At 56.3% G+C, this 23,680-nt stretch carries 24 protein-coding genes; all 24 read left to right on the forward strand.

Going from position 1 to position 23,680, the window contains the following annotated elements; translation table 11 throughout:
- The first annotated feature begins 85 nt into the window (after nt 1–85).
- The 24 genes from Q0K06_RS06375 (at nt 86) to Q0K06_RS06490 (ending at nt 23,599) form a co-directional block, all read left to right on the forward strand.
- On the forward strand, nt 86–1,207 hold the full coding sequence (locus Q0K06_RS06375; protein ID WP_294550094.1) for a flagellar hook-length control protein FliK: 1,122 nt from the start codon (nt 86–88) through the stop codon (nt 1,205–1,207).
- 27 nt (nt 1,208–1,234) lie between these two features.
- Complete coding sequence (locus tag Q0K06_RS06380; RefSeq protein ID WP_294550097.1) at nt 1,235–1,810, forward strand: flagellar hook capping FlgD N-terminal domain-containing protein; 576 nt, start codon at nt 1,235–1,237, stop codon at nt 1,808–1,810.
- Between the two features lie 32 nt (nt 1,811–1,842).
- Complete coding sequence (locus Q0K06_RS06385; RefSeq protein WP_294550099.1) at nt 1,843–2,229, forward strand: TIGR02530 family flagellar biosynthesis protein; 387 nt, start codon at nt 1,843–1,845, stop codon at nt 2,227–2,229.
- Between the two features lie 93 nt (nt 2,230–2,322).
- Nucleotides 2,323–3,396 carry a flagellar hook-basal body complex protein gene (locus tag Q0K06_RS06390; RefSeq protein ID WP_294550101.1) on the forward strand — a complete coding sequence of 358 codons (1,074 nt, stop codon included), beginning with the start codon at nt 2,323–2,325 and terminating at the stop codon, nt 3,394–3,396.
- A gap of 82 nt (nt 3,397–3,478) precedes the next feature.
- Nucleotides 3,479–3,694, forward strand: a complete 216-nt coding sequence (locus Q0K06_RS06395; protein WP_294550104.1) for a flagellar FlbD family protein — start codon at nt 3,479–3,481, stop codon at nt 3,692–3,694.
- Nucleotides 3,695–3,751: 57 nt separating this feature from the next.
- Entirely contained in the window at nt 3,752–4,621 is an 870-nt protein-coding gene (locus Q0K06_RS06400; RefSeq protein ID WP_294550108.1) for a motility protein A, read from the forward strand.
- Nucleotides 4,622–4,654: 33 nt separating this feature from the next.
- On the forward strand, nt 4,655–5,497 hold the full coding sequence (locus tag Q0K06_RS06405; RefSeq protein WP_294550110.1) for a flagellar motor protein MotB: 843 nt from the start codon (nt 4,655–4,657) through the stop codon (nt 5,495–5,497).
- 2 nt (nt 5,498–5,499) lie between these two features.
- Nucleotides 5,500–6,510: a FliM/FliN family flagellar motor switch protein gene (locus tag Q0K06_RS06410; protein WP_294550113.1), complete on the forward strand. Its 1,011-nt coding sequence runs from the start codon at nt 5,500–5,502 to the stop codon at nt 6,508–6,510.
- A gap of 6 nt (nt 6,511–6,516) precedes the next feature.
- Nucleotides 6,517–7,761: a flagellar motor switch protein FliN gene (gene fliN, locus Q0K06_RS06415; protein ID WP_294550116.1), complete on the forward strand. Its 1,245-nt coding sequence runs from the start codon at nt 6,517–6,519 to the stop codon at nt 7,759–7,761.
- A gap of 55 nt (nt 7,762–7,816) precedes the next feature.
- Complete coding sequence (locus Q0K06_RS06420) at nt 7,817–8,182, forward strand: response regulator (protein ID WP_294550119.1); 366 nt, start codon at nt 7,817–7,819, stop codon at nt 8,180–8,182.
- Between the two features lie 5 nt (nt 8,183–8,187).
- Nucleotides 8,188–8,541 (forward strand): flagellar biosynthetic protein FliO, encoded by a 354-nt coding sequence (locus Q0K06_RS06425; protein ID WP_294550122.1) that lies wholly within the window; start codon nt 8,188–8,190, stop codon nt 8,539–8,541.
- 13 nt (nt 8,542–8,554) lie between these two features.
- A complete protein-coding gene (gene fliP / locus Q0K06_RS06430) occupies nt 8,555–9,220 on the forward strand; it encodes a flagellar type III secretion system pore protein FliP (RefSeq protein WP_294550125.1) in 666 nt (221 codons plus the stop codon).
- An 18-nt stretch (nt 9,221–9,238) separates the two neighbouring features.
- Nucleotides 9,239–9,484 (forward strand): flagellar biosynthetic protein FliQ, encoded by a 246-nt coding sequence (locus tag Q0K06_RS06435; protein ID WP_294550128.1) that lies wholly within the window; start codon nt 9,239–9,241, stop codon nt 9,482–9,484.
- Nucleotides 9,485–9,518: 34 nt separating this feature from the next.
- Nucleotides 9,519–10,268 carry a flagellar biosynthetic protein FliR gene (locus Q0K06_RS06440; protein WP_294550131.1) on the forward strand — a complete coding sequence of 250 codons (750 nt, stop codon included), beginning with the start codon at nt 9,519–9,521 and terminating at the stop codon, nt 10,266–10,268.
- 22 nt (nt 10,269–10,290) lie between these two features.
- Complete coding sequence (gene flhB, locus Q0K06_RS06445) at nt 10,291–11,346, forward strand: flagellar biosynthesis protein FlhB (protein WP_294550135.1); 1,056 nt, start codon at nt 10,291–10,293, stop codon at nt 11,344–11,346.
- 23 nt (nt 11,347–11,369) lie between these two features.
- A complete protein-coding gene (gene flhA / locus Q0K06_RS06450; protein WP_294550138.1) occupies nt 11,370–13,451 on the forward strand; it encodes a flagellar biosynthesis protein FlhA in 2,082 nt (693 codons plus the stop codon).
- 19 nt (nt 13,452–13,470) lie between these two features.
- Nucleotides 13,471–14,295 (forward strand): FliA/WhiG family RNA polymerase sigma factor, encoded by an 825-nt coding sequence (locus Q0K06_RS06455; protein ID WP_294550141.1) that lies wholly within the window; start codon nt 13,471–13,473, stop codon nt 14,293–14,295.
- 24 nt (nt 14,296–14,319) lie between these two features.
- Nucleotides 14,320–15,075, forward strand: coding sequence for a flagellar hook-basal body protein (locus tag Q0K06_RS06460; RefSeq protein WP_294550144.1), 756 nt, complete (start codon nt 14,320–14,322; stop codon nt 15,073–15,075).
- Nucleotides 15,076–15,095: 20 nt separating this feature from the next.
- The gene (locus Q0K06_RS06465) at nt 15,096–15,833 is read left to right on the forward strand and encodes a flagellar hook basal-body protein (RefSeq protein WP_294550147.1); all 738 of its coding nucleotides are present in this window, start codon (nt 15,096–15,098) and stop codon (nt 15,831–15,833) included.
- A gap of 13 nt (nt 15,834–15,846) precedes the next feature.
- Complete coding sequence (locus tag Q0K06_RS06470; protein ID WP_294550149.1) at nt 15,847–16,467, forward strand: chemotaxis protein CheC; 621 nt, start codon at nt 15,847–15,849, stop codon at nt 16,465–16,467.
- The gene (locus Q0K06_RS06475; protein ID WP_294550151.1) at nt 16,460–16,942 is read left to right on the forward strand and encodes a chemotaxis protein CheD; all 483 of its coding nucleotides are present in this window, start codon (nt 16,460–16,462) and stop codon (nt 16,940–16,942) included. The genes Q0K06_RS06470 and Q0K06_RS06475 overlap by 8 nt, the downstream gene beginning before the upstream one ends.
- 29 nt (nt 16,943–16,971) lie before the next feature.
- A complete protein-coding gene (locus Q0K06_RS06480; protein WP_294550154.1) occupies nt 16,972–17,925 on the forward strand; it encodes a chemotaxis protein in 954 nt (317 codons plus the stop codon).
- A complete protein-coding gene (locus Q0K06_RS06485) occupies nt 17,915–19,201 on the forward strand; it encodes an HDOD domain-containing protein (protein ID WP_294550157.1) in 1,287 nt (428 codons plus the stop codon). The genes Q0K06_RS06480 and Q0K06_RS06485 overlap by 11 nt, the downstream gene beginning before the upstream one ends.
- A 162-nt stretch (nt 19,202–19,363) precedes the next feature.
- Nucleotides 19,364–23,599, forward strand: coding sequence for an EAL domain-containing protein (locus tag Q0K06_RS06490; protein ID WP_294550159.1), 4,236 nt, complete (start codon nt 19,364–19,366; stop codon nt 23,597–23,599).
- The last annotated feature ends 81 nt before the right edge of the window (nt 23,600–23,680 follow it).

The following is a 23,680-nucleotide window of genomic DNA, read 5'->3' on the forward strand; positions in this document are numbered from 1 at the left end:
TGTAGCTTAGGCACGAGATGGAAAGAAAGCCGGACTGGCTGCCCGGCTTTCCTGTCCAAATTTATTGTAATAGGAGGTGAGAGACATGAACGTGACAGATATGCTTTTTCAGATGACCCTCCAGAGCCAGTGGCAGGTGCCGGAGCTGTCTCAGACGACTGGTAATGGTGCGGATGCCGGAGATCAGGCCCTCTCATTTCAGGACCTTCTGGAGCAGCAGCGCAATGGAAAAATCCAGCAGAGCAAACAGCTGGACGGGAAAGGCCAGACCGAAACTGCCGGAAAGGAGCCCGTGTCCCAGGACAAGGAAACAGAGGACGCAGCACCGGCAGAGCTGGCAGCAATGGCCGCAGGCGCGGCGCTGCTGGTAAATTGTCAGCCCCAGATGGCGCAGACGGTGTCTGTGCAGGCGGAGACCGGCGCAGTGGCAGCTCCGGTCCAGGTGATTGCGGAGACCGCCGGCGCACAGGAGGCGAGCAGCACACAGCTGCCCAAGGTTCCGCTGGAAGCCGATCCGATTCAGCAGCCAGGGGATGCGGCTCAGATGCCGGATGTGGAGATGCCTTCCGCACCTGTGCAGGCCACCGGGACCCTGCACGGTGAGGCCAAAGAAAGCGATGAGATGGAACACAGTGCCGCACAGGAACTGCCCAGCGTGGAGGTTCAACGCAGCCGGGACGAGGAGATGAACACCGTCTCTGTGGAGAGCTGGCAGACCCCCCTGTTCCGGAAGGCGGAGAGCATGCCGGTCCGGGTAGCAGACGCGCCCGTGGATATGAGCGCGCCGGCGCAGGACGTGGAAAAGGCTCTGGGCGGCGCTCTGAAGGCCGGACTGAACGCTGGCGGCCAGCACCTGGAGATCAAACTGACCCCGGAAAACCTGGGGACAGTGGTGGCAGAGTTTACCCGAAGTCCTGAGGGGGCGCTCCACGTGGTGCTCCATGCGGAGACCGAGCAGACTGCCAAGCTGCTCAACAGCCACGCCTCGGCGCTGGGCATGATGCTTCAGGACAGCGCCAACGGACAGGTCAAGGTAGAGGTGCAGCAGCCCCAGCAGAGTCAGCCCTTCTGGCGGCAGCCGGATCAACAGGGACAGCAGCACCACCAACAACAGCAGCAGCAACAGCAGCGGCACGCCATGCAGCAGGAGTCGGAATCCTTCCTTCACCAGCTTCGGCTGGGCCTGCTGCAGACAGAGCGCGTGTGAACCGCGCAGACACAGAGGTGAGACAATATGGCAAGCAGTGATTTTATGCCGCTTTCTCTGGATACGCTCCAGACGTCGGGCGCCTATGCCGCCAAAAATACCAGCAGCACGCCGACTACGGAGGAGCTGCAGAGCTGGGGATACACCGTCAGCGACTCGGACAACGCCATTGGCCTGGACTTCACCGATTTTCTTCAGCTGATGGTTCAGCAGCTTCAGAACCAGACCATTGACAACACGGCAGACACCTCGGATATGCTCAATCAGATGGTGCAGATGTCCATGGTGCAGATGATGTCTAGTGTACAGAGCAGCCTGGAAGACCTGACCGCAGCCAGTACCATGACCTACGCCGCCTCCCTGGTGGGCAAGACGGTTACAGTGGGCAGCTACGACGAGAACGGAAAAATCCAGGAGATTGTAGGCACGGTGGAAGCTACCGGGACCTATCAGAATTCACCGGTTATCTTTGTTAACGGCGAGATGTATCCGCTCAACAGCATTATGGCAGTAGGCACCCTGCCCGAGATTCCCGAGCAGAGCGCGGGCGCTGAGACCGGCGGGGAAGGCAGTCAGGAGACGGCGGAGACGCCGGCGACCTGAGTGCTCTACGGGAAGATGGAGGAGGTGCGTCTATGGTCGGACCAATCCAGGGGCTGAAGGGAAGCGGATTTTCCGGACAGGTTGGCGCCGCAGGAACACAGAAGACCCGGGCAGGGAGCTTTGGCGCAGTTCTGCAGCGAGAGCTGGAGCGCAGCGGCCAGACCCGGCAGGTGGCGTTTTCCAAGCATGCACTCAGCCGGGCGGAGGAGCGGGGCATCGAGGTAACGCCCACGCTGCTGGAGCGGCTGGGGGACTCTGTGGAACGGGCAGAGGCCAAGGGGGCGACCAATATTCTGGCCCTTGATCAGAGCCTGGCCTTTATCGTCAACGTGCCCAACAATCGGGTCATCACCGCCCTGTCGGAGGCGGAGATGAAGGACAGTATTTTTACCAATATCGATGGCGCCGTGTTCCTGTGATACACAGAGGGCAGGACCGAAAGGAGGCTCTGGGGACCGTGTGAATGACGGCTTCCCGGCGGCGCAAAAATCGAAGAAGGAGCAAGATATACTATGGCTATGACAGGCGCAATGAGCGCAGCTATTTCTGGCATGAAGACCCACATGCAGGCGCTGAATGTGGTGGGCAACAATATTGCGAACGTGAACACCCCGGGTTATAAGTCCCAGCGCATTACCTTTAAGGAGAGCATCTACAACACCCTGAATGCCGGCTCTGCTGGCACCGACACTGTGGGCGGCACCAATCCCCAGCAGATTGGCTACGGCTGCGGCGTGGGCACCATCGATCTGGATATGAGCAGCGGTGATTTGACCTCCACCGGCCGGGCGCTGGACTGCACCATTAAGGGTGACGGCTTCTTTCTGGTGGGCGACAAGAACACCAACATCGACAGTGCGGACGCCGTGAAGGGACTGACCCTGACGCGGGTAGGCAATTTTGATATCAAGGACGGCTATCTGGTGGACGGACAGGGCAATGTGGTTTACGGCTTCCTGACCAGCGCTGTGACCAATCCTGCGGAGAATGACGGCGAGGCCGGCACTGCGGTGGGCGACATCAGCACCGCTCTGGTGCCTATCCGCCTGCCCATGCGGTCCTCCGCCGCCGACACGCTGGGAGAAGCGGTCTATGTTGGCGTGGACGCTGACGGAACAAACATTGACCCCACCGAGAATGTGGACGGCTTTATCAACTACGAAAACCTGAGTATTGATGCAAACGGCAAGATCATCTGCACCAACGCGGATACCAACGAGGAAGTCGTGGTAGGCTACATTGCGCTGGGCACGGTGGACAACCCCGGCGGCGTGCTCCACACCGACGGCCCCTACTATACTGCGGGCGATGCTGCCGGCGGCATTACCCTCAGCGCCCCCAACAGCGCCGTCAGAGGATATCTCAATAACGGCCGCATTCAGGCCAACGGGGAGACTGACCCGGACACAATGCTTCTGTCTGGAAGCGGAACCGGCATCATGACCTCCTTCCTGGAGGGCTCCGGCACGGACCTGGCCACCGAGTTTTCCAACATGATCATCTACCAGCGCGGCTATCAGGCCAATACCCGCATCATCACTGTGACTGACTCCATGCTGGAGGAACTGGTCAACATTAAGCGCTGACGCATATTTGCGTGAAAGAAGCCCCTGCCGCAGGGGAAGGCCTTCCGCCTGCGGCAGGGGACATGGAAAGGGAGCGAGCTTTGTGATTGTACTGCAGAAGATGAATAACGAGCGCTTTCTGGTTAACCACAACCAGATTGAGTGTATTGAGCTGATTCCGGAGTGCAAGGTTGTGATGATGAATCACGACTACTATCTGGTGCGGGACACCGCAGAGGAAATCATCCAGAAGATTGCGGAATATAACGCAAAGGTCCAGGACATTCACCGGGAGATCTCCATCATCGACCGGCGCTGACCTGCGCGCTGCCCTTAATCGCGTGGGATTCACACAGAAGGGATCGAGAGTAAGAGTATGAATATTGTGTATTTGATCGGCATTGTTCTGGCCGTCGCATTTACTATATTCGGTATCATCGTCGGTATTTCCATCAACCCCGGCGAGACCCCCATGTTTTCCTTTAGCTTTGCACCGGACAGCCTTTGGAATTTTTTTGATCTGTCCAGTGTTCTGATTGTGGTGGGCGGTACGCTGGCGGTGGTCATTGCCTGCTACCCCAAGCTGGCCAAGTCCTTCCCCAAGCATATCAAGATTATGCTTCAGGCCAAGGCATTTGATCCCACCATGTATGTGGATCAACTGGTGGAGCTGGCCCAGATCGCCCGAAAGAACGGTCTTCTGGCTTTGGAGGAAAAGGCCAACGATCAGAGTGATCCCTTCTTCAGGCAGGCCATTATGCTCATTGTGGATGCGAATGACCCGGATCGGGTGCGCAGCATTCTGGAAAACGACATTGAACAGACGTCGGCCCGCCACCAGGAGGTGGTAGCCATGTACGAACGCGGCTCCAACGCGGCGCCTGCGTTCGGCATGATCGGCACGCTGATTGGTCTAATCAACATGCTCAAAAGCCTGAGCGACGCAGATATGAACTCCCTGGGCCCCAACATGTCGGTGGCTCTGGTTACAACCTTTTACGGCTCCTTTCTGGCCCATGTGATTTTCAACCCCATTGCAGCCAATCTTACGGCCCGGGACGAGGAGGAGATCCTCTGCCGGCAGATTGTGGTGGAGGGCATCATGGCCATCCAATCGGGCGAGAATCCCAAGTTCCTCCGGGAGCGGCTGCTGACCTTTATCAACCAGAAGCAGCGTGACAGCAGCGGAGATGAGGCCGGCGCCAAACCCAAGGGGAGCAAAAGGCAGAAAAAAGACAAAGGGTAAGCAGGCTGAATCCATGGGAAAGGAGGTACAAAAATGAAGAAAAAACACAGCGGCGGCGGCGGTGCCAACTGGATGGATACATATGGCGATATGGTAACGCTGCTGTTGTGCTTCTTTGTAATGCTCTACTCCATGTCCAACCTGGACAAGGAGAAGTGGATTGCACTGGTGCAGGCCTTCAACCCCAGCGCAACCGTTGAAGAGAGCGCCACTTCCCAGGGAAGTATGGCTTCCCAGAATGCTCAGGGCCTTACCCAGGCACAGGTGGATGCGGATATCGAAACACTCTACGAGTTCATGCAGAACTATGTTCAGCAGTCGGGACTGAACGGCCAGATCAGCGTTACAAAAGGCAACGGCTATGTGTTTGTCTCTTTTGATAACACAGTCTTTTTTGACGGAAACAGCTATACGCTGCGGGACGATGGCAAGGCGATACTGGATCAGGTTGCGCAGTCTATCTCCGAGGTGAGCGAATCCATTGATGAGATCCGGGTGCTGGGACACACCGCGCAGGAGGTTGAGGACGAGCCTAACAATCCGACGGCGGATCGGTTTCTCGCCAGCAACCGCGCCGCGGTGGTGACAATCTATCTGCAGGAGAAAAATGTGATAGACCCGGCCAGGCTGGTCAGTGTGGGCTATGGACAGTGGCGTCCAATTTCGGACAACGATACCTCCCAGGGGCGTGCCCAGAACCGGCGGGTGGAACTGCTGATAACGGGCCTTAACATTGAGAACAGCATGGAAGATGATATCACCCAGTACTATACCATACGTTCCGGCGAGGACGCGGCCTTGGGCGGGACGGAGGGCACCGCCGGAACATCCGACGGGCAGACCCAACCGCAAACCGGTTCCGACCAGGAGGGATAACCATGGCGGAAGTATTATCTCAAAGCCAGATTGACGCGCTGCTCAACGCGGCCCGCAGCGGCGAGATGGATTTGAACCGTTCCGACCAGGACACAGAGAAGAAATACCGTAAATACGACTTTTACAGTCCAAGAAAGTTTACCAAAGACCGGCTGAAAATGATCAGCGGTATCTTTGAAAACTATACCCGTATCATCAATTCCCGCATCAACGGACTGCTTCACACCACGAGTGAGATTTCGGTGGAATCTGTGGAGGAGCAGCGCTACTACGAGTTTTCCAACGCCCTGTCTGACGGAGATGTGCTGACACTGGCGGATGTGGACGTTCAGGGGACTCGGGAGAGTGAAGAGACGCCGGCTCTCATTCACCTGAGCACCGGCCTGGCCCTGAATATGATGGACCGCCTGATGGGCGGCGAGGGGGAGAGCAGCTCAGCCATACCGGCCGGATACAGTTTTACAGCACTGGAGCTGAAGCTTTACGAGGACATTGTAAAGGACCTGATCCGTACCCTGGGAGGCAGCTGGGAGAACTACATTGATCTGAATTTTGTGTTTCGGCGGGTGGAGTCAAATCCAACGCTGGTCCAACTGATTGGCTTGGATGAGACCGTAGTGATCATTGGAATCAGCATCAAGTTCTCCAATGCATCGGGCCGAATGAGCATCTGCCTGCCCGGCATGATGCTGACCAATATCTTTACCAAGATTGCGGCCATGAACCAGGTGGGACGCGGCTCCGGAGAGAACAACTCCGAGGAAATTATGGATATCCTGCGGGACTCTCAGCTGGAGGTTACAGCAGAGCTGGGCCGAGCCCAGTTGACGCTAAAGGATATCTACTATCTGAATGCGGGCGATGTAATCGACCTGGGACATCCTACCCGGGAGCCGGTTAATCTATACATCGGCGGGCAGCCCTGGTTCAGCGGAAAGCTGGGCACCCAGGGCGGCAGTATGGCCGTTAAAATTCTGGATACCTATCACGTCCAAACGAGAGAGGAGAAGTGAGGAAGCATGGCACAGAACATCTTTAATTCGATGGAACTGGACGCCATCGGCGAAATCATGAATATCAGCCTGGGGTCTTCAGCCACGGCAGTGTCCAACATGCTGGATCACCGGGTGGATATCACCACACCCTCGGTAGACGTGGTTTCAGTGAATGACTTCAGCATCGGCGAGCTGGAACCGGCCATTGGAATTGAAATCCGCTATGTGTCCGGACTGGAGGGCAGCAACATCATGCTGCTGAAAAAGAGCGATGTCAAGGTGATTGTGGATATCCTCATGGGCACTGAAACCTCTGATGAGGAATTTGAGCTCAATGACCTGACTGTCAGCGCAGTGTGTGAAGTGATGAACCAGATGATGGGCGCGGCATCTACCGCTCTGTCGGACTTCCTGGGACATCCGGTGAATATTTCCACACCGGAGTCCTTTGCGCTGGATGACATGGAGGCGTTCAAGAAGGAGCACTTCGCCTCTGAAGGGGATACCCTTGTGGTTGTCCGCTTTATGCTCAGCATTGAGAATATCCTGAAAAGTGAGTTCGTCAATGTCATGTCGGTGGACTTGGCGCGCGAGCTGCTGGCCGGTTTTGAGATGAACTTCGGCAGTATGCCCGCAGATGATGCCGCAGCACCGGCGCCCCGGAATGAGACTCCCGTGTCCCAGCCAGCCGCCGCTCAGCCCGCTGCCTCGCAGGGCGCTTCCGGAGCGGTTATGAGCCAGGAGGAGATTGAGCATATGCTCAGCAGCCTGGGAACTCAGGCGCCCACGCAGCAGGTGCCCGTACAGCAGACGCCCGTACAGCAGGCGCCCGTACAGCAGACGCCCGTACAGCAGACGCCCGTACAGCAGACGCCCGTGCAGCAGACGCCCGTGCAGCAGGCGCCCATGCAGCAGGCGCCCGTGCAGCAGGCGCCGGAACCCAGGCGGATCAATACAACGCCGGTCCAGTTTCCGGCTTTGGATATGGAGCAGCGGCTGGGAAAAGAGCAGGCGGACAATCTGGAGCTGATTATGTCGGTGCCGCTTGAGATTTCGGTGGAGATTGGCCGCACCAAGCGAAAGGTAGAGGATATTCTATCCTTTTCCAAGGGCTCTCTTGTGGTGCTGGACAAGCTGGCCGGAGACCAGGTGGACCTGTTTGTCAACGGCCTGTGCGTGGCCCGGGGCGACGTGGTGGTGATTGACGACAACTTTGGTGTACGGATTACCGAGGTGCTCAAGCACAACGAACTTCTGAAAATGAACTGAAGCCCGGGCGAAGCCGGACAGGACGGAAAACAATAAAAAGTAAAGGATGACTATCATGGCTAAGATTCTGATTGTAGACGACGCCGCGTTTATGCGGAAAGTGATCCGCGATACCCTGACCAAAGAGGGATACACCGATATCCATGAGGCTGTGGACGGCCAGGATGCGGTGGAGAAGTACTTCGAGCTCAAGCCTGATCTGGTGCTGATGGACATCACCATGCCCAATATGGACGGCCTGGAGGCGCTGAAGGCAATCCGCGCCAAAGACAGCAACGCCAATGTGGTGATGTGTTCTGCGATGGGGCAGGAGGCCATGGTGGTGGAGGCCGTACAGGCCGGCATCAAGGACTTCATTGTCAAGCCCTTTAAGAGCGATCGGCTGCTCAAGACAGTTACTTCCATTATCGGAAAGCCCTGATCAAGATGGGCGAAGAGTTCGGTTCTCTGCTCTGGGCCCTGGTTGTCACCGCCCTTATCCTGGCGCTGGCCTATTGGTTTACCCGCCATGTGGTGGGACGAATGTCAGGGGGCAGTGCGGGCCGGGGGCACCGTATTTCGGTTGTGGAGCAGGTAACAGTAGGCAAAGAGGAGAAACTGCTGCTGGCCCGGCTGGGGGAGCGGCTGTATTTTCTGGCAGTAACGCCTGGCGGGATTACCGTCTTGCGGGAGCTGTCAGAGGAGGAGACGGCGCAGTGGATGCCTCCGGAGCCCCCTGCGCCTGTCGGAGAGAATTTTGCCCAGGCGCTGCGGCGGGTGTTGGAACAGCGGAAGAAATAAGGAGGTGTGAGCGGTGGATGCATTGATCAATGTAAACGGAGAAAACGTTCAGACACTCCAGATTCTGTTTATGACCACCATGCTGACCCTGCTCCCCTCCATGGTGGTGATGATGACCTCCTTTACCCGGTACATCATCTCCTTCTCCTTTCTGCGCTCAGCCATGGGATTGCAGCAGAATCCCCCCAACATGGTGCTGGTGGGGATGGCGCTGTTCCTGACGCTGTTTACCATGTCGCCGGTCATCAGTGAGATCCAGACAACCGCTTATGAGCCCTATATCGCAGAGGAAATCACCCAGGACGAGTTTCTCCAGCGAGCGGAGATTCCACTGAAGGAGTTCATGGCGCGCAATACGGATCAGAGCGCGCTGGACCTGTTTTGCGGCATAGCGGGTGTGAACAGCCCGGACAACCAGCAGCAGGGGGCGGAGGTCCTGCCGCTGCGGCTTCTGGTGCCGGCCTTTATGACCACAGAATTGAAAAAGGCTTTCCTCATTGGCTTCTATCTCTACATACCCTTTCTGCTCATCGACGTGGTAGTATCCTCAGCCCTTATGTCCATGGGCATGATTATGCTGCCGCCCTCTATGATTTCCATGCCCTTCAAGCTGCTGCTTTTCATTACGCTGGACGGCTGGCAGCTGCTGTTTTCCACCCTGGTTCAGGGATTTCATTAGACGCGGGGGAGATAAATCATGGAGCCTGTGGATATTCTTCGGGAAGGCGTGAGCGTGGCGCTGAAGATTGGCGGACCTATGCTGCTGCTGAGCATGGTAGTAGGAATCCTTGTTGCCATTTTCCAGGCGGTGACACAGATTCATGAGCAGTCGCTCTCTTTTATTCTCAAGCTGATTGTGGTGGTGCTGATTCTGCTGGTGGGAGGCGGCTGGATGCTGGAAACGCTCCAGGATTACACCCGCTATCTGTTCACCCTGATGTGAGGCTGGGGAAACGATGGATTGGTCTGAGTTATATTTGTTTACGCTGATTCTCATGCGGGTAAGCGGCATGGTGCTGTTTAACCCTATTCTGGGGAGAAACAGCCTGCCCAATCTGGTCAAGGCGGGAATGATCATGGTCTTTTCCGGCTTTGTCCTGAGTATGGGGGGGACAGCGCCCGCACCGCCACAAACTCTGCTGGAGTTTTGCCTCAGAATGCTGCTGGAGCTGGGCGTAGGCGCGGCAATGGGGTTTGTGATGCAGCTGTTCTTCATGGTCATCCAGGTGGGCGGAGAGGTTATCGATACCCAGATGGGACTGACCATGGCCCAGGTCTATGACGCCAGCAGCCAGGTCAACATGACGGTGACCGCATCGCTGCTCAATGTGCTGTTTGTCCTGGATTTCTTTGCGGAAAACGGACACTACACCATGCTGCGCCTGTTTCTGGCTTCGCAGAACGTAGTCCCCTTCGGGCAGGCCGCCTTTGGGGAGGCGGTGGCCTCCGGCGTGGCAGAGGTGTTTATTTCGTGTATGGTGCTGGCAGTCAAGCTTGCGCTGCCCATTCTGGCTGCCGAGCTGCTGGGTGAGCTGGGCATGGGAATTCTGATGAAAGCGATTCCCCAGATCAACGCCTTTGTTATTAACATGGAGTTGAAAGTAATCATAGGCCTGGTGCTGTTCTTTCTCTTCCTGTCGCCGATCAGTGAATTTCTGCTGGGGGCGGAAAAGGAAATGCTGGAAACAATCGGCCGGATACTGGCGATCATCGGTACACCGGGATAGTTTTCTCAAGAGGTGAGACAGGGTGGCGGACAGCGAGAAAACTGAAAAGGCAACACCAAAAAAGCGGCGTGACGAGCGGAAAAAGGGAAATATCTTTTTCAGCAATGACGCGGTATCGGTGGTTGTGCTGCTGGCTGGGCTGGCCACATTGTTTCTGACCATCGGCGGGTCGGCGGAAAAAATTCAGGGTTTTATGCGGCAGTGCATCGAAATAACCCAGTCGGAGGCCGGTACGGCTGATTTCAGGAATCTTTTTGCGCAGCTTCTATGGGTGCTTGTCCAAACTGCTGGGCCGCTGCTGGGCGTCACCGTTGCGGCAGGTATTGCGGCGACCTTCTCTCAGACGAAGATGCTGATATCCGGCGAGGCGCTGCGGCCCAAATTCAGCCATATCAATCCATTGCAGGGCGTAAAGCGTCTTTTCTCCCTGCGCAGCATCATTGAGGCGCTGAAGGGCCTGCTGAAGATCGCGGTGCTGCTGTATCTTATCTACCAATTCCTGTCCGGTGTGGTAGATACCTTCTCCAAATACCTCTTTACAGACCTGGGGGCGGTATGCAGCCACCTGCTGGACCTGGCATTCCAGATGTCCATGCAGATTGCAGTGGCCTATGTGGTGCTGGCTGCGGCGGACATCTTCTATCAGTGGTGGGACTACGAGCGGCAGATCCGTATGTCCAAGCGGGAGATCAAGGAAGAGTACAAACAGATGGAGGGCGATCCCCAGGTTAAGGGCAGGATCAAAGAGCTCCAGCGCAAGATGGCGCAGTCGCGCATGATGCAGAAGGTGCCCCAGGCGGATGTGGTGATCCGTAACCCCACCCACTTTGCCGTGGCGCTGCGCTACAAGGCGGACCAGGACAGAGCACCAGTGGTGCTGGCCAAGGGGCAGGACCAGATGGCGCTGCGGATTGTGAGCCTGGCGGAAGAAAATGGCGTGGCTGTTGTGGAGAACGTGCCCCTGGCGCGCGCGCTCTACGCCTCCACGGACCTGGAACAGGAAATTCCACCTGAGCTCTATGGAGCTGTGGCCGAGGTTCTGGTGTATCTCTACCAAATGAATGAAAAAGGCAGTTAAGAGAAAGCGAGCAGGAGAAGTGTATGAAACGAATTTTTGACAATGCCATATCGCTGATGGTAGTGGTCATCGTTTTGTTCCTGGTGATTCCCCTGCCGGCGCCTTTGCTGGATGTGCTGATTATTCTGAATATTTCGCTGTCCATTATGATTCTGATGATCACCATGAGCATTTCGGAGGCGCTGGAGTTTTCTATCTTCCCGTCTCTGCTGCTGGTGACGACACTGTTCCGGCTTGGTCTGAACGTGTCCTCCACCCGGCTGATCCTCAGCAACGGTGGACAGGCCGGCACGGTTATCACCGCCTTCGGCAATCTGATCACCCAGGGCAACATTGTCATCGGCGTCATCATCTTCCTGATCATCGTGCTGGTGCAGTTCATTGTTATCACCAAGGGTGCGGAGCGCGTATCAGAGGTGGCGGCCCGGTTCACCTTGGACGCCATGCCGGGCAAGCAGATGGCAATTGATGCTGATTTGAATTCCGGACTCATCGACGAGAAGGATGCAAGACAGCGCCGGTACAAGATTCAGAAAGAGGCAGATTTCTATGGCGCCATGGACGGCGCCACCAAGATTGTCAAGGGCGACGCCATCATGTCCCTGATCATCACGGTTATCAACTTTGTGGCCGGCCTTATCATTGGAGTCGTACAGGGCGGCGGGGACCTTCAGAGCGTGCTGAATGTCTACTCTATCGCCACCATCGGCGACGGCCTGGTCTCCCAGCTGCCTGCTCTGATGATCTCCACCGCCACGGGCATGATTGTAACCCGCTCGGTGTCCGACGGCAGCCTGAACACCGATGTCATCAGCCAGTTCAAGGCTCAGCCCCGGGCCATCCTGGCCACTGGCGTGATCCTGCTTCTGCTGGGAGTGTTCCCTGGAACACCCACGCTGCCCCTGCTTCTGGTGGGCGCGGCTCTGACGGCAGGCGGCCTGGTGGGTGAGCGCAAAATGGCGGAAAACAAGCAGCTCCAGCTCCAGGAGGAGACTCAGGCAGAGCAGAAGCCTCAGGAGGCGGCTGCTGCGGGAGAAGCGGACTATTTCAAGGATATCAACAATGTCTACTCTCTGCTGACTGTGGAGCCTATTGAGATGGAGTTTGGATACAGCCTCATTCCTCTGGTAGATGAGAACAGCGGAGGCAAGCTTATCAACCGTATTGTTATTTTCCGCCGGCAGTACGCCCAGGATATGGGCTTTGTTATTCCCTCCATCCGCCTGCACGATGGGGCATCGCTGGGTACCAACCAGTACGTTATCCGCATCCGCGGCGAAGAGGTCGCCAGGGGAGAAGTGCTGGTGGACTACTACCTGGCGCTGGAGCCCCCCAACCCTACCAATCAGATCGACGGTATTGACGCCATTGAGCCCGCCTACGGCATCCCCTCCCGGTGGATTCTGCCTGAGAACAAGGAGATGGCGGAGATCTATGGCTATACGGTTATTACGCCGCTGACCGTTATGCTCACCCACCTGTCGGAGACCATTAAAAAGCACGCCTATGAGCTGCTGGGCCGGACGGAGGTTATGCAGCTGGTAGAGCACCTGAAAAAGACCGATCCTGACCTGGTTGCAGACGCCATCCCCAATGTGATTAGCTATGCGGGGCTGGAGAAAATTCTCCGCAATCTGCTGAAGGAGGGGGTACCTATCCGGGATCTGGGTCTGATTCTGGAGGCCATTGTGGACGCCGGGGCCAACAGCCGAGACATTGACGCAGTGACCGAGCAGGTGCGCACACGGCTCAGCCGCACCATTACCCGCCGCTTCTGCGAGAACGGACAGCTGCGGGTCATTACGCTGGATGCCGAGGTTGAGAAGAAGATCCTGTCGGCGCTGACCAAAAATGAGCAGGGTATCTACCTGGCTCTGAGCACGGACATTATGCAGCAGATTATGGCGCAGATCGGGGAACTGAGGAAGAAATTCCAGGAACTCTCCCAGACCACGGTGGTGCTGACCAGCCAGGTTATCCGGGTCTATCTCAGTCGGCTGATTGCCCAGTTTTATCCAGACGTGTATGTGCTGTCCTTCCATGAGATCAGCAGCAATATTCAGATTCAGGCCATTGGAAACGTGACGCTTCAGCCCCAGGGATAAGTGAGGAGGCGGGAGGTATATGAATCAGACAAATACGGCGGCAGAGCTTTGGGAAGGAGAACAGCCTTCTGTCTCTTACCAAGAGGCGGACAAGCTGGACGACCGGGCGCTGCTAGAGCTGTACCGGCAGACGGAAGATCAGGAACTCAAGTGGATGCTGGTCCTGCGCTATACACAGCTGGTGCGCCGCATTGCCGTCCAGGCCAGCGGACTGTACAGCAGCTTTGCCCAGCTGGATGATATTATCCAAGAGGGGCTTCTGGTGCTGCTCAACGCGGTGGACAAGTTTGAACCGGAGAAAAATGTAAAGTTTGAGACCTACGTCTCCACAAGGCTGCGGGGCATGATTGTGGACCTGGCCAGGCGGCAGGACTGGCTGCCCCGGCAGGTACGGCAGAAGGCAGTCCGGCTGAACCGAGCCATAGACGAGCTCTCCGCCAAGCTGGGACGAGCCCCTACCAGCAGCGAGGCGGCAGAATGTATGGGCCTGACCAGAGAGCAGTACGACAGCCTGCTCTCTGAGACGGCCATGTCCAGCTTAGTGTCCTTTGAGGCGGTTCTGGATAGCTGCGGAGGTACCATGGAAAAGACCGCCGCCCAGGGAGAGGAAAACAATCCCACGGAGGAGGCATTTCAGGACAAGGAACTTCATCAGGTTCTGGAGGAGGGCGTGGCATCGCTGCGCAAAAACGAGCAGATGGTCCTTTCACTCTATTATGAAAAAGAACTGAGCATGAAGGAGATTGCGCAGGTGATGGGCGTCAGCGCGGCGCGGGTATCCCAGATCCACAGCCGGGCGCTGCAGCGTCTGCGGGTGTATATGAATCAGTACATGCAGGCGTAAATGCCTGGAAAGAAGGAGTATGCTATGACCAAAGGGTTTTATGGCCTGACCTCGGGCATGCTGTCTCAGCAGAGACGGCTGAACGTGGTGGGAAACAATATGACGAATCTGAGCACTGCGGGCTATAAGTCTGAAACCTACACGGACAGCACCTTCCAAGACGTGCTCATCAGCCGGGTGGGCAATAAGGACAAGAGTGGCGCCACCGTTATCGGCCGGGAGAGCTATATTCTGGCGCCTGACCAACTGTATGTGAACTATGACCAGGGTACGCTGAAGGAGACCGGGCTGACCCTGGACTTTGCCATTCAGGGAGACGGATTTTTCGCCGTTCGGACGGATAACGGCGTGGAGTATACCCGCTCCGGCAGCTTCTCTCTGGACGGGGAAGGCAGGCTGGCCTTGGCAGGCCATGGCCTGGTGCTGGGAACGGATGGGGAGCCGATTACCCTTGCTACCGACCAGATTCGGGCAGACGGAAGCGGGCGGATCTATACACAAAACGGCGTCTATCAGGGACAGATCGGGGTGTATACCTTTGCCGACAATAACACTCTGAGCAAGGGCGAGAGCGGCCTGTTCCAGGCCAACGGCCAGCAGGCCCAGCTCCAGGCCCAGCCCCAGGTGAGCTGGAAGCATGTGGAGGAGTCCAACGTGGATATGCTGCAGGAGATGAGCCGCATGCTGACCGCCCAGCGCTCCCTCCAGAGCGGGGCTCAGGTGCTCAAACTGTATGACGAACTGTTAACCAAGGCCACCAATCAGATTGGCCAGCTCTAAGAGAAAAGAGGCAATAGGAAATGATTCAGGGCTTTTACAGCGCCGTAACCGGCGCACAGCAGCAGATGCGTCGTATGGACGTACAGGCCAACAATATTTCCAATGTCAATACATATGGCTACAAGGCCCAGGTGCCCGGGTTCCAGGCCCTGATGTACGGGATGCTGGACGGCATCAACAATGCGCAGCTGCCCCGGGGCAGCGGGTCCTGCATGGTGTCAACCGGCACTGACTGGGCGTCCGGGCCTCTTAAGGAGACCGGACGGAGCCTGGATTACGCCATCATCGGGAACGGGTATTTTGCCCTGTATGAACCGGGCAGCGGAGCGGTCTCCTTTACCCGGGACGGGTCCTTCACCATGTCGGCCTTTCAGGTGGCGGACCCGGAGTCGGAGCAGGGGGTGCGCACCGAGTATTACCTGTCCGACGGAGAGGGACGCCAGGTACTGGGGCAGGACGGCTACCCCATTCGGGTGACAGACCCGGAGCTGGAACTGCCCGTGGGCGTGTTTGATATCCAGTACCAGGACGGCCTCCAGCGGGACGGCAGCAGCCGCTTCCTCATGGGAGACAAGAACGGAACCGTCTGGCTGAGCACATCCAAGGCACAGCAGGGCATGCTGGAGGAGTCCAATGCAGACCTGGCCACAGAGCTCAGCCAGGTGATTGAAGCCCAGCGGTCTTACAGTTATGCGCTGAAGATGCTTCAGACCGCGGACGAGGTGGAGACCACAATCAACGGACTGCCCAACGGATAAATAGAGGGATAATATGAAAAACTATGAGGATTTGAACGGCCTGGAACTGGATACCATTCGTGAGATTGGCAGCATCGGTACCGGAAACGCAGCCACGGCCCTGTCCAGCATGCTGGGCTGCGAGGTGCGGATTGACGTACCGGAAGTACGCATCATGGGCTACAACGAGGCCATTGACTGGATTGGCGGACCGGAGATTATTACGGCCGGCGTGCTGGTTCACATGTCGGGAGAGCTCAACGGGATCATGCTCTCCGTGCAGCAGATGGAGTTTGTCAATCTGGTACTGGAGCGGATGATGGGCCGAACAGTAGAGCGGTATGAACAGCTGACAGAGCTGGACTGTTCTGCGCTGGTGGAGGTGGGAAATATCATGATCTCCACCTTTATAAACGCCCTGTCCAGCCTTGCGGGCATTACCACCAAGCTGACCGTGCCGGCCTTTGCAGTGGACATGCAGGGGGCAATTTTGACGGTGCCCATGGCGGAGTTCGGCGGACAGTCGGACTATATCATGACCATCGGGGCCAACTTTCTCTGCGGCGGCCGGATGGTACCCTGCCGGCTGCTGCTCTCACCGGACATCCGTTCGCTGAATTTCTTGCTAAAGAAACTGGGTGTTTTGGATGGATAACAAGCTGGTGGTGGGGATTGCGGATATGAAGATGGCGCGGCAGACCGGAATGTTGATCACCTACGCCCTGGGGTCCTGCATTGGAATCTGCCTCTATGATCCACTGATTCAACTGGCGGCCCTGGTGCACATTATGCTGCCGCTGAATATGGAGACCGGCCGGAAATCGCCGCTGAAATACGCCGACACCGGTATCTGCGAGACCCTGCGCCGCATGGAGGGGCAGGGAGGCGCCCGTTCCCGCATTGTGGCGAAGATTGCCGGGGGCGCCAGCATGTTTGCCGTAGCAGGCGGGGGCAACCTGGGCAATATTGGACAGCGCAATATTGAGAGCACCCATATGGTTCTGCGCCGGGAGGGCATCAAACTGCTGCGGGAGGATGTGGGCGGCTCGGTGGCCCGGACACTGCTGTTCGATGCTGCGTCAGGCCAGGCCTGCGTGCGCAGCTATGGAAAGCCGGAACTGATTTTTTAATCAAGACATAAGAGAAAGTGGGGAACGGCATGGCACAAGAATCAAGGAGCGGAATCCTGTTGGAGACCGGTACCAACGAGATTGAAATCATGGAGTTTACCATTGATGAGAACCTTTATGGGATCAATGTGGCCAAGGTGCGGGAGATTATGATGTCCGCGCCGGTAAAGCCCATGCCTCATACGCACCCGGCGGTGGAGGGAATCTTCAAGCCCAGAGATATTGTGATTACAGTTGTGGACCTGCCGAAGTATCTCAATGGGTGCGAGCATCCCCACAAGGAAAAGGATCTGTTTATCGTCACCAACTTTAACCAGATGCATGTGGCCTTCCGGGTGGACAGCGTAGTCGGCATCAGCCGCATTTCCTGGAAGGACATTCAGAAGCCGGACAGCACCATCTCCGGCGGCGCGGACGGAGTGGCCACCGGCATTGCCCAGTGCGGAGATGATCTGGTCAACATCCTGGATTTTGAGCGCATCGTGGCGGAAATTGCACCGGAGACCAGCATCCAGATCAGCGAGGTGGAGCGGCTGGGAACGCGGAAACGGGATGGGCGGCCCATTTGGATAGCGGAGGACTCTATTCTGCTGACCAAGATGATCCGCGAGTCTCTGGAGCGAGCGGGCTACACCAATCTGAAAACGTTTCCCAACGGCGCAGAGCTGTGGGATGCGCTGCAGGCCTGCCCTGAAGACGAGGCCCTGTCCAGCCAGGTGGCGCTGATTATCACCGACCTGGAGATGCCCCAGATGGACGGCCACCGTCTGACCAAACTGATTAAGACCAGCAAGCGGTTCTGCCATATCCCGGTGGTGATTTTCTCTTCCCTCATTACTGAGGAGATGCGCCGCAAGGGCCGGGAAGTGGGAGCGGACGAGCAGCTGAGCAAGCCGGAAATCGGGCATCTGATCGGCATTCTGGATGAACTGCTGGCTCGGCAAGAGCATGAACAGAGAGCGGGAGGAGTCTATGAGCAGTAAGTACATTGTGCGGCAGCCCATTAAGAACCGGGAAAACCGTATTGTCGGCTATGAGATTCAGTATTACGGAGAAAACAATGCCTTTGGCGGAGAGGACAGCGCGGCCGCCAACGATTTTGCGGCGGCGGATACTATCTATAATTTTCTCACCATGAATACGGATAAGCTTCTGCGGGGCGCGCTCCATTTTATGACCTTTACCACCACGCTGCTGATGAAGAAATCCCCCAGGCTGTTCGACAAAAACGAACTGGTGATCCAGATTGATGACAGCGTGATTATTCACCCCCTGGCTATGCACATGATTCAGCAGTACACCAGAGAGGGGTATAAGATTGCCGTCAATGAGTTCCAGTTCGCCCCGCGCTATTTGGCTATGCTGGACAGCATTGACTATATTAAGCTGAACTTCTGCACAACGCCGGAGCTGACGCTGAAAAATATCATCGAGATTGCCCACAGCATGAATAAGAAGTGCATCGCCGTGGGGATTGACAGCGAGGAGTTGTACCAGAGAGCAGTGAAGTTGAAGGTGGACGCTATGGAGGGCACTGTTGTGGCCGAAAAGATGACATATAAAACCCATAACAGCGGCTATATGCAGAGCAATTTCTTCCGGCTGATGGTGGCGGTTATCCAGGACGAGCCCGACGTGGAGGAGATTGAGCAGATCATCTCGGTGGATGCAACCCTGACCTATGGACTGCTGCGCATTGCGAATTCCCGGTATTTTTCGCTGCACAGCAAGGTGACCAATGTCCGTCAGGCCATTATGACCATTGGCCTGAACGAGTTGAAGCAGTGGGTCTATCTGCTCAGCGCCAGCAACGCGGAAAATCAGATGGAGGATGGCGCGGAGGAATTCCTGAAGCTGTCGCTGATGCGGGCCAAGTTTTGCAGCAGCCTGATGAATTATGCGAAAAATATCCCCATTACCAAGCCGGATGCCTATCTGATGGGAATGTTCTCCACGCTTAACTATCTGATTGACGCGCCGCTGGAGGAGATCCTGCAGCAGATCCCTCTCTGCCGGGAGGTCAAGGATGCGCTGCTGCACCACAGCGGGCGGAGCGGAATGCTCTATGATCTGGCGCTGTGCTATGAGCGTGCGGATTGGGCGCAGATTGACAAACTGTCTGAAGAGCTGGGAATTCAAACCAATCTGCTCACAAGCCTGTATTTCAGCTGCATGGAGGATGTAAACCGTATCTGGACTGAGATTACGCAGGCGTCTGTAAAACACAGAGAGGAGCTTGCGCCGGAGCAGGTGGATTAACCGCAGAGCGCGGTAACTCCAGGAGGAGGGCCGCAGTGCTCTGCCTGGGTATGCTGTGCCGGGGCAGCACTGCTTCTTATGCCAAAGCGGCTGAAGGCAAGAAGCATGTCCGGAGAGGGTGGAAAGGGGTGTTTGCCATTGAGCTCGGAAAGAGAAGAAAAAATGCGCGCGCAATTGGAAGTGCTGAGCATTCTGGGCGAAGGTGGAAATGGATACCTGTTTTTGTGGGATCTGGAGCGGGAACGGATATTTTTCTATGGAGACATCAGCCAGCGGTATCCGATTGAGCTGGATGAAGCGCACTGCTGCACAGAAGCAGGCTGGTTTTCCTGCGTCTACGACAAGGACCTGAGCACCCTCAAGCGCGAGATGGAAGCGGTTCGGCAGGGGAAGGTGCATAATTACAGCCGCGAGTATCGACTGGTAGACAGAGATGGAAACAGAGTGTGGCTCAACTGTCGGGGACAGTGCCAGAGGGATGAGAACGGGAAAGCGGTAGCGCTCATCGGCCAGGCATCCGATACGGTCCTGGAGCAGAAGGTGGACCAGCTGACAGGTGCATTTAATGCGGTCAAGCTGATGGAAGATATGGACCGGATTTTGAACGCCGGGATTCCCTGCTTCCTGCTGCTGCTGGGCGTTGACAATCTCAAGCACATCAACATCAGCCATGGCCGGGAGTACGGAAGCCGGGTCCTGCGGCAGCTGGCGGATACGCTGGAGGAGCTGGTAGCGCCGGGCATACGGATTTACAGAGTAAACGGAGACTGTTTTGCCGTCAATCTTCCCGTGTCAGAGAAGGAAGCGGTAGAGAAGATCTATCAGCAGCTCCGTGCACGGATGTCGGAATACTGTACCATCTCGGCGGGTGTGGTGGCCTACCATGAGCACTCTGATGTGGACAGCGGCTCCCTCTATCAGTACGCGGAGGACACTCTGGACAAGGCCAAACGGATGGGAAAAAATGTGATGGCCTTTTTCTCTCAGAAAGATTATGAGGAGAAGCTGTCCACAGTAGAGCTTCAGGAGGAGCTTCACCGGAGCGTTCAGAACGGCTTCGCCGGGTTTTCTCTGCGCTACCAACCCCAGATCCAATCCAGAACCTACGAGCTGTTTGGCGCGGAGGCGCTGCTGCGCTACCAATCGCCTACAAGAGGCGCAGTTAGTCCCAATGAGTTTATCCCCGTTCTGGAACAGACGGGGATGATCTGCGACGTGGGGCTGTGGGTGCTGAAAAACGCGCTGGAGCAGTGCCGGATATGGCGGGAATTCCGGGACGATATACACGTCAGCGTGAATATTTCCTATACCCAGCTCAGCCAGGACAACATTGCAGAGCAGGTTCTGAAGCTCCTGAACGAGAGCGGCCTGCCGGGAGACGCCCTGACGCTGGAGGTCACGGAGAGCATGCAGCTTCAGAACTATCCCTATTTCAATAAGCTCTTTTATCAGTGGAAACAGGCGGGCATTGAAATCTCGGTGGATGATTTTGGAACGGGCTATTCCAGCTTGGGATACCTGAAGAATCTGGATATTGATGAAATCAAAATTGACCGCTGCTTTGTCAGCGGAATTCAGCACAGCGCATATAACTACCGCCTGCTTAACAATATGGTGGAGCTGGCTCATTCCTCTCAGATTCGGGTGTGCTGTGAGGGCGTGGAGACCCGGGATGAGCTGGCGGCACTGGAGAAGCTGGGGCATGTCCTGATTCAGGGGTACCTGTTCAATCCGCCGCTTACAGCGGAGACATTTGCCCGGACCTACATCCAGCAGGATACCATGGAGTATCGGGGATATGCCGCGCTAAAGCGGGAGCTGTACCGGCTGAAGTGGAGCGAGGAACAGCTGCCGAAAGATATGAATCCTACCACAGAGACGCTGGAGAGCATTGTGGAGGCTCTGGATGATATTGTATATGTCAGCGATATTGTGACCTATGAGATGTACTACCTCAACCCGGCCGGACAACGGCTGACAGGCGTCCACGATTATAAAGGGCAGAAGTGCTATAAGGTAATTCAGGGGAAAGATGACCCCTGTGAGTTCTGCACCAACAGCTGCCTGAGAAAAGATCGGTTTTACATCTGGGAGTGGGATAACAAAATTCTGAAGCGCCATTTCATACTCAAGGACAAATTGATTCCGTGGCGGGGAAAACTGGCCCGGCTGGAAGTTGCCGTAGACATCACCAACCGGGAGTTTGTCAGTCAGGCGGTACGGGAGAAGCTGGACTTCGCGGAGAACATACTCGCCTGTGCAAGAGCTCTGGCTGAGGAGTCGGACATGGAGCAGGCGACCAAACGGATGCTGGCGTCCGTAGTGGATTTTTACCAGGCAGACCGTGCGTACCTGTTCGAACCGGAGACTGGCACACAGCAGCTGTGGAACAATACCTATGAGTGGTGCCGGGAGGGTGTTGAGTCAGAGCAGGGAAAGCTGCAGAAAGTACCAGCATCTGTCATGGAACGCTGGATCAATCTGTTCAAAGAAAATGCCTCGGTATTTATTGCCAACCTGGATGATTTGCGGGAGAGCGACCCGCAGGAGTGGGAGATTTTAAACGCACAGGGAATCCGGCGGCTCATTGCCACACCCATCCGCAGAGAGGGAAAGCTGATAGGGTTTCTGGGGGTGGATAATCCGCGCCACTGCATCAACGATGATGCGCTGCTCCGCATGCTGTCGCTGTTTGTGGTCAACCGGTTTGACCAGAATAAGACAGAAGAGCGGCTGGGCGAGCTTCTGGACCTCCACTACCGGGATGTGTTGAAAGACACGGACATGGGGCTCTGGTTTATCCGCATTGACCCAAAAGGCGATCTGCGGGAGATGTTTGCCGACGAGACTATGCGCCGCGTGATGGGGCTGGAGCAGGCGCTCTCACCCCAGGAGTGCTATGCGTACTGGTATAATCATATCAATGAAGGCTACTACCAGTATGTGAATCTGGCTGTGGAGAGTATGGTGCGGTCCCGGCGGGTGGTGCAGCTGGAGTATCCTTGGCAGCACCCGGTTCTGGGGGAGGTCATGGTGCGCTGCATAGGCATCCGCACGGCGGATACGGGAGGGATGATCTGTCTGGAGGGGTATCACCGGGTTATCTCTGATATAGAACGTCCCCAGTTTTTGCCTGATACGCCGGCAGGAGAGGTATTCGAGTTTAACGCGCGCAGGGGGACGATCTACTTTCACACCAGCCGCACGCTGCTGGCCGGGGAAGAAAAGCACGAGTCCAACTTTCCCGCCTGCTGGTTGAAGGAGAAAATGGTGCACCCGCACTTTGAAAGCAAGTTTGCCGCCCTGTTCCAAAATATCCATCAGGTTGAAAAGGACGGGAAAGAGGCGTTCCCTCTCCGCACCAAAAAGGGAGATTATGAGTGGTTCAATCTGCGCATTCGTCATCTGGGCAGTACAGAGCAGGACCGGAATACGGTCCTTGTGCTGCTGGACGCCGCCGAACAGGACCGGGAGCTCCAGCTCGAGAATCTGCGCATCCGGGAATTTTACCAGGCGAGCTTGAGCGAGAATATCGCTTATGCCGAGCTGGACCTGGGAAACGGACAGCTGAAAGCATCCGGCGGTCTGTGGGCCAGCTATGTGTGGGAGTATAAAGGGACGGAGGGCCTGCTGCAGTTTATGCGCCGTCATGCCCAGATGGATATGCGGTCCGACCAGGAAATGGAAAAATTAAACAGGATGAAGTCGTGGAAAGAGCTCTTTTCCGATCAGGAGCCCATTCACCGCTTCCGTTACCAGCGCCAGATTGATGGAAAGTGGCGCTGGGTGGAGCTGGTGGCGCACAGCTTCCGGGAGCAGTTTACAGAAAATATCTATGCGCTGCTCTATCTCAAGGATATCGACGCTCAGGTGCGGAAGGAGCAGGCCCAGCAGGAGGCAGCGAACTGTGACCCGCTGACCGGAGTTTATAACCGGAACGCATTTCGCAAGCTGGTATGCCAGTACATGGATGATACCGCTGGTCCGCAGCGGGGGGTCCTGATTCTCCTGGATATTGATAATTTTAAGGTTGTAAACGACCGGTTCGGCCACCTGGAGGGAGATGCGGTTCTGCGGTATGTCACAAAGCTGCTGGAGATTACGTTCCGGCGGGAGGACCTGGTGGGACGTCTGGGGGGCGACGAGTTCATTGTATTTTTGAAAGGCCCTGTCACCAGAGATATTCTGGAACAGCGCATGAAAAAGCTCTACTCTGAGCTGGACGCATATCCCAATATCCCGATTAGCTGCAGCGCGGGTGTGATATTTGTAGATGAGGCGGACTTCTCCTACACAGATAATATTCAGAAGGCAGATGTAGCCCTGTACAAGAGCAAGCAGGAGGGAAAACGCCACTACACCTATGCCCAAGGACAAAAGAACGGGGATCAGGCGTAAAGACAAAAAGGCTCCAGAGACGCAATGTCTCTGGAGCCTTTTTCAGAACCGGCGCAGCAAAATTGAGGCCTGCGGCGGGGG

The sequence above is a fragment of the uncultured Pseudoflavonifractor sp. genome, assembly GCF_944387805.1.
In the GTDB taxonomy this organism is placed as follows: domain Bacteria; phylum Bacillota; class Clostridia; order Oscillospirales; family Oscillospiraceae; genus Pseudoflavonifractor.

Bases quoted from the DNA above. Each gene is read 5' to 3' on its own strand.
- Q0K06_RS06400 (WP_294550108.1), top strand. From the start codon at position 3,752: ATGAATATTGTGTATTTGATCGGCATTGTTCTGGCCGTCGCATTTACT.
- Q0K06_RS06380 (WP_294550097.1), top strand. From the start codon at position 1,235: ATGGCAAGCAGTGATTTTATGCCGCTTTCTCTGGATACGCTCCAGACG.
- flhA (WP_294550138.1), top strand. From the start codon at position 11,370: ATGAAACGAATTTTTGACAATGCCATATCGCTGATGGTAGTGGTCATC.
- Q0K06_RS06385 (WP_294550099.1), top strand. From the start codon at position 1,843: ATGGTCGGACCAATCCAGGGGCTGAAGGGAAGCGGATTTTCCGGACAG.
- Q0K06_RS06475 (WP_294550151.1), top strand. From the start codon at position 16,460: ATGGATAACAAGCTGGTGGTGGGGATTGCGGATATGAAGATGGCGCGG.
- Q0K06_RS06465 (WP_294550147.1), top strand. From the start codon at position 15,096: ATGATTCAGGGCTTTTACAGCGCCGTAACCGGCGCACAGCAGCAGATG.
- Q0K06_RS06410 (WP_294550113.1), top strand. From the start codon at position 5,500: ATGGCGGAAGTATTATCTCAAAGCCAGATTGACGCGCTGCTCAACGCG.
- Q0K06_RS06490 (WP_294550159.1), top strand. From the start codon at position 19,364: ATGCGCGCGCAATTGGAAGTGCTGAGCATTCTGGGCGAAGGTGGAAAT.
- Q0K06_RS06485 (WP_294550157.1), top strand. From the start codon at position 17,915: ATGAGCAGTAAGTACATTGTGCGGCAGCCCATTAAGAACCGGGAAAAC.
- Q0K06_RS06455 (WP_294550141.1), top strand. From the start codon at position 13,471: ATGAATCAGACAAATACGGCGGCAGAGCTTTGGGAAGGAGAACAGCCT.
- Q0K06_RS06480 (WP_294550154.1), top strand. From the start codon at position 16,972: ATGGCACAAGAATCAAGGAGCGGAATCCTGTTGGAGACCGGTACCAAC.
- Q0K06_RS06460 (WP_294550144.1), top strand. From the start codon at position 14,320: ATGACCAAAGGGTTTTATGGCCTGACCTCGGGCATGCTGTCTCAGCAG.
- fliN (WP_294550116.1), top strand. From the start codon at position 6,517: ATGGCACAGAACATCTTTAATTCGATGGAACTGGACGCCATCGGCGAA.
- Q0K06_RS06390 (WP_294550101.1), top strand. From the start codon at position 2,323: ATGGCTATGACAGGCGCAATGAGCGCAGCTATTTCTGGCATGAAGACC.
- Q0K06_RS06405 (WP_294550110.1), top strand. From the start codon at position 4,655: ATGAAGAAAAAACACAGCGGCGGCGGCGGTGCCAACTGGATGGATACA.
- Q0K06_RS06375 (WP_294550094.1), top strand. From the start codon at position 86: ATGAACGTGACAGATATGCTTTTTCAGATGACCCTCCAGAGCCAGTGG.
- Q0K06_RS06425 (WP_294550122.1), top strand. From the start codon at position 8,188: ATGGGCGAAGAGTTCGGTTCTCTGCTCTGGGCCCTGGTTGTCACCGCC.
- Q0K06_RS06435 (WP_294550128.1), top strand. From the start codon at position 9,239: ATGGAGCCTGTGGATATTCTTCGGGAAGGCGTGAGCGTGGCGCTGAAG.
- Q0K06_RS06420 (WP_294550119.1), top strand. From the start codon at position 7,817: ATGGCTAAGATTCTGATTGTAGACGACGCCGCGTTTATGCGGAAAGTG.
- Q0K06_RS06470 (WP_294550149.1), top strand. From the start codon at position 15,847: ATGAAAAACTATGAGGATTTGAACGGCCTGGAACTGGATACCATTCGT.